At 63.0% G+C, this 1,193-nt stretch carries 1 protein-coding gene; it reads right to left on the bottom strand.

Annotation, left to right across the window (positions count from 1 at the left end; all coding sequences use genetic code 11):
• Nucleotides 1-506: 506 nt before the first annotated feature.
• A partial coding sequence (gene msrA, locus EOA23_RS34910; protein ID WP_245474455.1) for a peptide-methionine (S)-S-oxide reductase MsrA occupies nucleotides 507-1,193 on the bottom strand: 687 nt, incomplete at its 5' end.

A 1,193-nucleotide genomic window follows, 5' to 3' on the forward strand; every position in this document is an offset into this window, starting at 1 on the left:
GGCCAAATCGATTCCAAATCTGATAGCTTGCATGACGGACGGTCTCCTCCTCTGGGGTTGATCACAGCCCAGTTTGGCACATTCGATGCCGCAAGGGGCCGTCCACCCATCATTCTAGGGCGGAGCAAGGAGCGCAGCGACGCGCGCAGACCCTGGAATCCATGCCGTTACGTTGGCCGAAAGATGCAAACGGCGCAGAATTCTGCACCGTTGCGGCGCGTCGAAGTCACGGCATGGATCCTCGGGTCTGCGCGCGTCGCTTCGCTCCTTGCTCCGCCCGTGGATGACGACCTCACGTAGGCTTCGGCCGATCGCCAAGGCATCCGCCACGCAAATACCCCTGCGTCGGAAACCGGCCCGCCCGGAGACCGTTTCGAAATTCGCTCCGGCGAGTCATATGGTGGTGGTTTCGAGAACCGGAGCGGAGCGGACATCAGGTCCGTGAGCACCGGAAGCGCAGAAAACGCCGCCAGATGGCCGCCGGAGTAGAATTTCCAAACGGTCTCTCAGCTCTTGCTGGAGGCCAGCACGAGCACCGGCTTCTCGCTGTAAAGCTGCGGGAACAGCGCCTTCAGATTCTCGATCTTCGGCAGGTCGTTGTAGACGATATAGGGGTAGGTCGGGTTCAGCGTCAGGAAGTCCTGATGGTAATCCTCGGCCGGATAGAAGGTCTTGCCGGTTTCCAGCGTGGTGACGATCGGCTTCGGGAACACCTTGGCCTTGTCGAGCTGGGCGATGTAGCTCTCGGCGACCTTCTTCTGCTCGGGATTCTCGGCGAAGATCGTCGAGCGGTACTGCGTGCCGGAATCCGGCCCCTGATAGTTGAGCTGCGTCGGGTTGTGCGCGACCGAGAAATAGACCTGCAGCAGCTGGCCATAGGTGATCTTCGACGGGTCGTAGGTGATCTCGACGGATTCGGCATGGCCCGTGCGGCCGGTGCCGACCACCTCATAGACGGCGTTCTCGGCGCTGCCGCCTGTATAGCCGGATACCGCCTTGCTGACGCCCTTGACGTGCTGGAACACGCCCTGCACGCCCCAGAAGCAGCCGCCGGCGAAGATCGCCTTCTCGGTGCCGCTCGCCGCCTTCTCGTCCATTGCCGGCGGCGGGATCACCACCGCGTCCTCGGCCGAGCGGGCCGGGCTCTGCCAGAAGACAGCCGCGGCGACTGCCGCGAGGCCAAGCGCTGCAAG

The organism is Mesorhizobium sp. M2A.F.Ca.ET.042.01.1.1 (assembly GCF_003997405.1).
Lineage (GTDB): Bacteria > Pseudomonadota > Alphaproteobacteria > Rhizobiales > Rhizobiaceae > Mesorhizobium.